The sequence below is a fragment of the Sporomusa malonica genome, assembly GCF_900176355.1.
In the GTDB taxonomy this organism is placed as follows: Bacteria; Bacillota; Negativicutes; order Sporomusales; family Sporomusaceae; genus Sporomusa; species Sporomusa malonica.
In genome coordinates, this window is record NZ_FWXI01000048.1 from 1 (window position 1) to 10,087 (window position 10,087).

10 protein-coding genes and 1 pseudogene are annotated in these 10,087 nt (G+C 37.0%); 7 read left to right on the forward strand and 4 right to left on the reverse strand.

What is annotated here, in order from left to right:
• The 3 genes and pseudogenes from B9A22_RS25745 to B9A22_RS25130 form a co-directional block, all read left to right on the forward strand.
• Positions 1-421, forward strand: a pseudogene (locus B9A22_RS25745) (hypothetical protein); the annotation flags it as partial.
• Between the two features lie 548 nt (positions 422-969).
• On the forward strand, positions 970-1,101 hold the full coding sequence (locus B9A22_RS26470; RefSeq protein ID WP_281252443.1) for a hypothetical protein: 132 nt from the start codon (positions 970-972) through the stop codon (positions 1,099-1,101).
• A gap of 416 nt (positions 1,102-1,517) precedes the next feature.
• Positions 1,518-1,835, forward strand: a complete 318-nt coding sequence (locus B9A22_RS25130; protein ID WP_139796389.1) for a hypothetical protein — start codon at positions 1,518-1,520, stop codon at positions 1,833-1,835.
• A gap of 178 nt (positions 1,836-2,013) precedes the next feature.
• Here B9A22_RS25130 and B9A22_RS24480 read toward each other — a convergent pair whose 3' ends face one another.
• Positions 2,014-2,574 (reverse strand): flavodoxin family protein, encoded by a 561-nt coding sequence (locus B9A22_RS24480; RefSeq protein WP_084578548.1) that lies wholly within the window; start codon positions 2,572-2,574, stop codon positions 2,014-2,016.
• Between the two features lie 29 nt (positions 2,575-2,603).
• Positions 2,604-3,275 (reverse strand): flavodoxin family protein, encoded by a 672-nt coding sequence (locus B9A22_RS24485; protein ID WP_084578549.1) that lies wholly within the window; start codon positions 3,273-3,275, stop codon positions 2,604-2,606.
• A gap of 162 nt (positions 3,276-3,437) precedes the next feature.
• Here B9A22_RS24485 and B9A22_RS24490 point away from each other — a divergent pair, with 162 nt between their 5' ends.
• Together B9A22_RS24490 and B9A22_RS24495 are read left to right on the forward strand one after the other, a co-directional pair.
• Positions 3,438-3,830 (forward strand): winged helix-turn-helix transcriptional regulator, encoded by a 393-nt coding sequence (locus tag B9A22_RS24490; protein ID WP_245824136.1) that lies wholly within the window; start codon positions 3,438-3,440, stop codon positions 3,828-3,830.
• A gap of 200 nt (positions 3,831-4,030) precedes the next feature.
• Positions 4,031-4,261: a hypothetical protein gene (locus tag B9A22_RS24495; RefSeq protein WP_084578550.1), complete on the forward strand. Its 231-nt coding sequence runs from the start codon at positions 4,031-4,033 to the stop codon at positions 4,259-4,261.
• A gap of 204 nt (positions 4,262-4,465) precedes the next feature.
• Here the strand turns inward: B9A22_RS24495 and B9A22_RS24500 are convergent, their stop codons facing one another.
• Positions 4,466-5,005, reverse strand: a complete 540-nt coding sequence (locus tag B9A22_RS24500) for a hypothetical protein (RefSeq protein ID WP_084578551.1) — start codon at positions 5,003-5,005, stop codon at positions 4,466-4,468.
• Between the two features lie 341 nt (positions 5,006-5,346).
• The gene (locus tag B9A22_RS24505) at positions 5,347-6,759 is read right to left on the reverse strand and encodes an aminotransferase-like domain-containing protein (RefSeq protein WP_084578552.1); all 1,413 of its coding nucleotides are present in this window, start codon (positions 6,757-6,759) and stop codon (positions 5,347-5,349) included.
• Positions 6,760-6,891: 132 nt separating this feature from the next.
• Between B9A22_RS24505 and B9A22_RS24510 the strand changes: the two genes are divergently transcribed.
• A complete protein-coding gene (locus B9A22_RS24510; protein ID WP_084578553.1) occupies positions 6,892-7,875 on the forward strand; it encodes a threonine ammonia-lyase in 984 nt (327 codons plus the stop codon).
• A gap of 1,208 nt (positions 7,876-9,083) precedes the next feature.
• The coding region (locus B9A22_RS24520) for an IS110 family RNA-guided transposase (protein ID WP_084578554.1) at positions 9,084-10,087 on the forward strand (1,004 nt) is incomplete at its 3' end.

Here is a 10,087-nt window from a genome sequence, read left to right on the forward strand (position 1 = left end):
AGAGCTATATTTTAAACGTTGGGGAATTGAAGTCAAATACAGCCAGCTGAAAAGTAGATATGAGCTTGAAAATTTTTCGGGAGTTAACCCGATAGCTATACTACAGGATTTTTATGCAACGATATATTTATCAAACCTTATGGCAATCGCAAAAGCGGAAGCTAATGAAAATGCAGAATCAAATAAAGAAGGCTTAAAATACGAATATAAAGTGAATATAAATATTTTAATATCAAAGATGACCCAAACACTAATAGAGTGTTTCTATGAAGATGACCTTGAAAAACGGATGAGCTTATTTGATAAAGCAATGAAGAATATAACAAAAAATCTTGTCCCAATACGGCCGAACAGAAGTTTTCCTCGAAGAGAGCCTTCGAGGAAAAACAAATATCCGGTTAACAAAAAACGCTCTCTGTAAAATTGTGTAAATTAAGCTTTATGACATTGGACGGCAGACTGTGTGAAAACTCCAAAACCTCTAAACAAATTCTACAAAGTGGAGGATGCTGATGGATTCTCAACTTATTTTTGACGTGCATAATTAAAAATAATGACCATTTATGTACTAAAGTAGGGGAGATAAAACCACCAAAATAGTTTTCACACAGCCTGACGTTCCCTTGTATCCCCCAATAAATTGTTGATTGAAAAGATTATTTATGATCGTTTAGATAATAGTGTGACATTGGAAATATTGTACAGATAATTTTAAAATAGGTTAATTTTTTAAAAAAAGTATTGACCTTTATTGGTAATAGGTGTATATTTAAATTACTAAATAATAACAAATATTAATTAGTAAAAACAATAAAATGTTTTAGGGGTTGAGAATTATGAAAATATTATATAAAGAATTTTGTAATTGCTGCGAAGTTTGTTGTGAATTCTATAATTGCTGCGAATGTGAAGAAGAGTGTGAGTGTAGCGAATAAACTGCCTTTGTAGGTAGTGGAAGGGGTGGGTCCAATGTACAAAGAAGATGACAAACGAAAAACTGATGAAGTTCTGGTTTGCGAAGAATCACGTTGCGACAGTGAAGACACCAGTTGCCCAGAACACTGTGAATTAGTTGAGAAGACTGAGAAGATTGTTCCTTGAAAATAGAATTTAACTGTAAGCTACCTTTGAATAGAGGGTAGCTTTTTTGCTTCATAACTAGGCTTAATATTGGCCTGTTTGGTTTGAGCTTAAATCAATAATCAAGATCGAACAAGAAGGTTTATTTAATTGTTTGGTTAATGAATGGCTAACAAGAATTGAGGAAGCGTAACTTTCTAATTAGTCTAATGCAACTGCCCCTCTCAATTTTAATGTTGTTGCTAAAGCTTAGGATACAATTAGAACCGTCCCCGTGTATCGCCCATGTATCTTGCCCTTGTATCTTGTTAACAGTAGGTGCTGTGGTATATGAGACTGTAGGGGTTAATTTTGTTCTCTGGGTTTGTTGGACTCCGATTTCCCCCATAATACCTTGTCTATTTGTACCCTATTTAACCATACTTCCGATATACTACATGCTGATTTTTCAATATACTCGCACCTGGCAGCAGTTTTCTTTATGGAACTTGGTAGCAGTAAGCGTATATTCACTGGGCTTAGTACCAATATTTGTTCATTTTAATATCGTTAAGCTAGATAATTGGAAAAGTATTTATCATATGCCGTTGCTGTTTGCTATAGCCTCACTAGCTCGCGCGGTTACTTTGCTATTGATTCATTTGGAACGCCGAGACGAAACGGCTGCAAGAAAATTTTCGTCATCGGGTATGTTTCCAGACCCTGCAATGAAACCTACGCAATCCAGCGAAGACGAAGGGGATAATTTGTGCTAACTGTGAAAATCCGAATGATGGAACTGGAAGATAGTTGAATTGATCAGAGAAGCCTACTCAAGGTCTGTCAATGAAACAAAAATAGCGTGAACCTTCGCGTATGTCGAGGGTTCACGCTATTTTGTTGTGCAGTATCAACTGACAATAAGATCAAATAGTTTGGTGCGAGATATTTGCCTTATTGGTGTGCCAACTCTTTTCCGATATTATAGGCATCTTGTAGAAGTTGTTTGTTGTCACGCACCATACCGGCATTAGGCAGTCCAGTTCCCACTAACGGCTTAGGGCCACTTTCGAATCCGATAAATTCCAATTGTTGCGCAGCAGCATTTATAGTATTTGTATATGTACCACTATCTGACTGGTTTTGGGTGAAAATCAGAGAATACTTCTTGCCTTTACCGAGGCTGCTGCTAAAATCAGGCTTCAGATATCCAAATAAGCGATCCATAAAGAGAGCTGTCTGAGCTGTAAAGCGCCCAAAGTAAATCGGAGAACCAATAATAACGCTATCAGCTGCGTCAATGGCTGAAAAGATTTCCGATAAGCCGTCCTCAACAACACATCTTCCAATTGTTTTACAGCCGCCGCATGCCTGACATCCGCAGATATTATCCTCGTTTAAATAATATATAGCGGTAGTGCTGCCCTGCGCTTCAGCTCCTTCCATGGCCTTTTGCAGCAATACATCTATATTACCATTTTTTCGCGGACTTCCTACTAAACCAATAACTTTCATGGCAATCAGCTCCTGACCAATAATTTATACTACATTTCGCGCTTAACGCAGGGGAGTGACTCGATCTCCCCGTTGATAAATTGACCTAAGAGTTGTCCTATTTGTGTACCCTTTTCCCATACAAGTTGACTCTCAACGGGTACACAATAATCAGTGGAAGCTTTTATTTTTTTTCCAAGCTTTTGAGACAAGAAGGGTAATCCACTATTTTTGCAATCATCCCCAACGCCGCATGTAAGACAAGGTACACTTCCTTCAACACTTAATTCTGCTACATGATGCATTTTTTCCATGAATAATTCCATTGCTATCGCGTCGAGGGCCGTTTGTCTTATCTGCTCATGACATCCTGAAATAATTGTAACAACGTATTTATTCTCATTTAGGCTATGTAGATGTCTCATTGACCAGAGTCTTTCTAAAAAAGCTTTTGTATAGCCGTCTAAGATTCTATAGGGCGTATATCCGCCAATTACTACGGCTTGTGCTTCACGCATTTTTTGAGCTAAAGCAGGAAAGTCATCGTTAACTTTACAGATGTTATCTTCTACACATGCTTTACAGGCTCGGCATGGTCGTACGTTAATATCGCTAAGTTTTACAAATTCAAAATCCAAATTACTTGATTTTAGCACCTGCGTTACTAAACGGTCAGTATTGCTATTAGGTACAGGGCTTCCAGATATGCCTAATATTCTCATTATTACCTCCTCCTAATAGATGTATAGTTTAGTAAAAAACATTACCGATCGGAATTTTCTTCTAGAAGCTAGTACAATCATATCATATACGTTATAATTATCAAGTACACATTTTTTATGAACATAGTTCTATAATAAGTACTTAGGAGAGATTTGAGACTAATGAGAAAAGAAACTGTAATTGAAGAATGCTTAACATGCCCACAGCCGATGGAAATGAAAAAGCAAATATGCTATGTATGTATAACTCAGAAGATAGTCCGAGGAAAATGGAAACTTGTCATTATATGGCTTCTTAGAGACGGTAAAAAAAGATTTTCAGAATTGCAAAAAAGTATGCCGCAAATAAAACAAAGTTATTTAACCCATCAGCTAAGAGAACTTGAAACTGATGGGCTTGTGAATCGGGAAGTATATAATGTAATCCCTCCCAAGGTTGAGTATACCTTAACTCGAAGAGGAATTAATTTCCTAAGTGTTATGGATTCCATGAATAACTGGGGAAAACAGTTTGTCCAAGAGTCTTTTCAAAATGGTGGCGACAGTGAGAAATAGGTGTTCAGTAAAACTGTATCGAATTTGATCGTTTCGTGTCATGTTATAGAGTGATTTTATGAGGCCGCAAAGCCGGAGGATACAAGGGGACGGTTCTGCTGTTTTCCTGCAAAACATGATACAATATAGTCGATACAAGCCTTATCTTAGAGATATTCTCCCATAATAATGAAAAGGCACGGGAACTGTTTATAGAATATATGAGTAGAGGTAGTGAAAAAAGTTTTGACTTGAAAGGCACGAATAGGTCAACTGACGAAGAAGCAAAAGAAAAAATAAAGAATGCTATTGATACCTTAGCAATTACTCAATCTATTGAAAAAGAAAAAAGAGATGATTTGTTAAGGAAGCTTGAAGCCATTGAAGGATTATCCGTTAGACAAATTACAAGAATAACTGGTTTCAATTTTAATGTTGTTGCTAAAGCCTAAGATACAATCAGAACCGTCCCCTCGTACCCTTAGGATAAAGGCATTTGTTAGATTTATACGAATGCATGGAAAAGAGAAGTTGGGTGAATTACTTATAAAGAACCAACAACACGGTATTTATTATGGACATAACAGGGATTACGATCATTTAGAAAGTGAAGAGAAAGTTATTAGTATTTTGCTATATATTTAGAAAAAACTGCACTACTTTTTATCCTCGCAATCTTCATCACAGTATTCATCCAAAAGTTTCGCCATCGCTGGCTGAAGGTTATGGGAGCGACTTGTCTTCTCTGCTCCTAGAAAAAATCCTTCTTGCCATATTTGGTAGCCGTAAATTACTATCTGAGTTACCCAGTTTAGTAAGTAAACAATTAAACTATTACTTAGAAAGGTCATCATGCCTCTCAAGACTAGCCAAGGGAAAAACACATAGGCGAATCCTAAGTCTAGAATTGCATTCGTAACAAGATATAACCAGAATCGTCCATATGTAAACTTAAAAATCCACATAGTTACTACAGGCAAAGCACCAACGACAGTAGGATGAGTTGCCTTAAACGGAAATACAGTTTCGCCAGCTTCCCAAAAGCGAAGTGTTCCTGCAATTTCTCCGATGAGCAAGGATAATAAGGCTGTAAGTAAAGCTACCGGCATGAACCGTTTTATGTCTTCTCGTTTCATGAAAAAGAGGGTAAGCCAAGGGATAATAAACGACGCCCAAAGAAAAGTTTGGTTACTCATAAGCCCTCCTGTAGGAAAAGTATCCTTAGTATACTCTTCTGGCTAGGCTTTTTATTCAAAAGAGCGAAAATCCGCCCAAGCCTTCGCCTAACAAAAAGAAAAAGCCCCCGAAAAGGCAATTTCATTAAGTTAAAGTATAAAATTTACTTTCCCCGCGCATGCGGAAAGTAAATTCAAGGGTTCTCCGGGAAGATATATTGGCAATTGACAATAGGAAGATACCTTTAACGGGAAAGAACCGTTATCGAATAGAGTCTAAGCTTCTTCATAAGCAATGTCATCATTGGCCAATAAATGGCACTTCTTTAAAGCTATTTCTATTTAAATATTTCCTCTCATATTTATACGATAAATTCAGTTTTGGTATTGATGATACTTTTTTCCTGGATCAGGGATTTTATAATATCCAATCCTTTTCTTAATTCTACATTATCTGAAGGTGAAGATATGGCTAGGCGCACAAAATCTGCATGCTCCGTGTTACCGACTGCAAATCTGTTGGAGCAGAATACGTGAACTCCCAGCTTTTTTGTCAGTTCTTCAAAGTGATTGCCATCAAGGCCTCTGGGTAAGGGCAGCCATTGAAAAAAGCTGAGTTTATGAACGGGCTCTTTTAAAGAAAAACATTCATGAAATACGCAATTGCGATCCTTTGCTAATTCAATTTTATTTTCAATGATTTTGTCGGCGATGCCACTGTGAATTAACTCCGCTATGATTTCAGTATTTAAAGAAGGGGTTTTTAAATTGATATTATATATACCGCTTATTATGCGGGAGTGGTAAAAAGAAGGAAAAGTAATAAAAGCAACTCTTAAACCGGCACAAAGAGATTTAGAAGTTCCGGCGATATATATGGACTGTTCCGGAATAAGTGCTGTGATTGGCATAAATTCCTGAGGAAGTAAAAAAGCATATACATCATCTTCAATTAAAGTTTGGTTATGCTTTAGTATGATATCGGCAAGTTCCCTTCTTCGTTCCATACTTAGCGTAATATTGGTAGGATTACTGTAAGATGGCATCAGATAAATTCCCTTTATGGTAGTTGATTTACATAAGGCATCCAATGCATCGGGCAACATTCCGGATTCGTCTCCCTTTACAGGGACAAGTTGAATATTTAATAAGTTTGCCAGGTTTTTGAAATTAGGATGTGTGTATATATCTGTGGCAATCTTATCTCCTGGCTGAAACAAGGAGATCAAAATGACTGTTAAGGCGTTTTGTGCTCCGGAAGTTATAGCAATATTATCTATAGGCACATTGAGATGAAATCGATTAAGCCATTTCTGTGCAGCATATTTTTGGAAAGAAGTCCCTAAAGGATCGCTGTATTCCAAAAGTGTTTCAGAATAAGGTTTGTTTACAACAGATTTTACAGTATTTAAAATCGTTGAATTCAATTGATAAAATGGCTTGATGATTCCCATTTCTATATAATCAACTGCCTTATTAGATGTCAGAACATTCGGTATATTAACATTTAGAGATACAAAAGTTCCTCTGCCGGTAGAGGCATAAATTAGTCCTTTTAATTCGCAAATTTTAAAGGCTCTTGTAATAGTGCTGAGGTTCACATCTAAAAAATCAGCCAATTCTCTCTGTGGAGGTAACTTTGTATTAGGGGCTAAATTACCGTTTATAATATCGTATTCTAGAAGGTTTGCAATTGATATATATAAAGGACTTGCCAGTTGTTCTTTATTCGGTTTCCATGACATGGGATAATTTTCGAATGAGTTTATTGGCATTGATTAATTCCCTCCCTAAATTGTATTGCATACAATTGTACTATTGAAACCATACAAATGCAATGATATGCTTATTTTATTGTATGTAAATAATGCATACAATAAAATTGATAATCGGGAGGAGATTTTAAAATGAATGTCCTAACAAAAGAGTACCCCATATCGCTTATAGAAGTATTGCGAGCTGAAAAGGTGGTGTACCAATATATAAAGGCCACGCCACTTATTTACTATAACAGTCTTTCTAATCTAATAGGAGGAAATATTTACATTAAGCATGAAAATCATTTGCCAGGAGGTAGTTTTAAAATTCGTGGTGGCTTAAATATCATGCATCACTTAAAACAACAAAATATAAAAGGTGTCATCACATTTTCGACAGGAAATCACGGAATTTCGATTGCCACAGCCGCAAAACTATCTGAGATTGATGCTACCATAGTTGTTCCGAAAGGGAATAATCCGGAAAAGAATCAGCGAATTAGAGAAACAGGTGCATTTTTGGAAGAAGTCGGCGATGATTTTGAACAGGCCGCCCAGGCCGGGGTGCAGATTCAAAAAGAACGTGGCCTTTACTATATTCATGCAGCCAATGAACCCCACCTAATTAATGGAGTAGGTACGGAATACAACGAAATTCTGCGAGAACTGCCTGATATAGATGCCATTATCCTGCCTATTGGAGGAGGAAGTGAACTGGCGGCTGCTGTAACTGTTCTGAAAACAGTTAATCCCAGAATTGAGATTTATGCAGTACAGGCGGAAGCCTCAAAAAGCGCTTATTTGTCATGGAAAACGGGAAAAATTAAGCAATCAACTAACAAAACCTTTGCCGGTGGGTTTGCAACTGGGACAGCCTATGAAATTCCTTTTAATTTGTATAAAAACCAGTTGACTGATTTTATTTTGTTGTCTGAAGAAGAAATTGCTCATGGTATTTATATGGCTCTTACCCATACGCATAATTTGGCCGAAGGTGCTGGCGCGTCAACTATCATTGCGGCCCATAAAATCAAAGATAGACTCAAAGGGAAGAATGTTGTTTTACAAATGAGTGGCTGCAATGAAACAATGAAATGTGTTTATGATAGTATACTGCACAATGGCGGCATCTAAGCTGCTAAAACACGATGAACCGGACAAGAATTAGGAAAATGCACTATCGTAATCGCGCGACTTACGGTGTTTATGTGAATAATTATTTCGCTGCTGATGAAAATTCCATTCAGAAAGAGAACTGGTCCACGAAGTGTGTGATTATATAGTGGTTTGCACAAATACTATGCATAAATTAGCTGACGCGGTTGAAAATACAATTGGTATTCCAACTTCAAAAAAATAAATGGTAATTCTGGTAAAACCACTGATTCAGTGGTTTTTTATTTGATCCGGGAGAGATATAACAGAAGAGATATAATTTAAAGTAGTTATAGATACCATAATATTTAATAAAGGGTGATTATAATGATTGATATTGTATATACTCGTAGATAATAAAGAGAATCAGCAGCCGTTATGTGTATTGGTACAATAAGAAATATGAGAGATGTGGGCATTTATTTCAAGAAAGATATAAAAGTGAAGTAGTAGAAACAGAAGGGTATTTTCTTGTAGTTTTGCGTTATATCCATCAAAACCCGTTAAAAGCAGGAATTACACAAAAAATGTAAGTAAGTATCTATGGAGTAGTTATCATGACTATACCGAGAATCCTGGAATTACCGATATAGATTTTGCGTTAGATATTTTTTCAGATGATAGAGCAAAAAAGCCGTAGAATTATTCAAGGATTATAACCATGAGAATAATACGGACAAATGTTTAGACTATATAGAAAAACTAGTACTATCAGATAAAATTGTAGTTAATTATTTAAACGAAATGGGAATAAAAAGCATTAGTCAATTGCAACAGCTAAATAAAGAAAAGCGCGATGAAGTAATACGCAGGATGAAAAAACGAGAAGGTATCACAATAAGGCAATTAGCAAGGGTTACAGGGATATCAAGAAGTGTAATAGATAGATTATAGACACTGGCAAGTGGGACAATGAACCTGTCCCCTGTAAGATGTAGTACAGAAGGGTTATCCATTCTGGGGCAGAAAAACTCCGAACAATCAGTTTTATGTATAATTAGGAAGAAGGATATGAATGTCCCTGTCCCAGGGAAGAATTTTTCTATACCCATGACATTAGACGATTCATCCATTTCCAAAGAATTTACGTTTTAGCTGGTTGGGAGCTTATTCCCGCTTCACGTGCAAGGTTGTAATCTTTGATATTGGAATGGATAATCCTTCAATATATTTCTTGGAGGCCCGTTATGATAACTAATCGTCCAGTTATTGGTATTGATGTAGCCAAAAATTTTTGTTATTACGCAGCAGTTTCGCCAACCTGTACAACATTTCTAAAACCATTTAAAGCCCTAAATACTAAGCAAGGACTATTATTCGTTTTAGGGCAAATAAGAAAAGTGGAAGAAGCATTTAGTAGTAAACCGGTCATCGCCTTAGAATCCACGGGTCACTACTCTCAACGCATCGTCCACTTTTTCTTGAAACAGGGGTTTGAAGTCTACCACATCAATCCCCTTATTTCTCATTCTATCAAAAATTCTGTTGTAAGGAAAGTTAAGACAGATCAGGTTGATGCTCTTGAGTTGGCAAGATTGTTGTTCATTCACACTTTTCATCCCACAACTATGCCAAAGGAACAGCTTGCGAATTTGAAGGTTTTGACAAGAACAAGAGGTCAGGTAGTACAACAAAGAGTCGAATCTCTCAATAAATTGCAGTCTAGTATTGAGCAGATTGCTCCACTATTTCCCGATGTCCTCAATCCTAGATCACTTACCGCCCTGACTCTCTTAAGCAAGTTTCCTTTGCCTTGTGAGTGGACAAAGAATGCCAATCAAAAGGCCATCCTTGATATGCTGGAAACTTTACCTCGTAGGGGTAAACTATACGCTCAACAAAAATATGCCGCCTTACTATCTTGTGCCGACGATGCCCAAGTTACCGGCATATCGCTGGAGGCCTATGCATGCACGGTACGGTGCTATGCTAATATAGTTCAGTCGTTAGATGTACAGATTAGTATGATTGATGAGCAAATTAAGGTGCTTTCCGAACAGTTACCGGAAGTTGCGCTATTAAAAAGCATACCCGGTATAGGCAATGCATTGGCACCCATTATCCTTGGCGAGATAGGTGATATTGACCGATTTATGAACGCTAAGCAGTTGGTGGCTTTTAGCGGTATTGATCCATCAGTTAAGCAATCGGGTAATTTTGTAGGTACTAAAAATAAGGTAACCAAACGGGG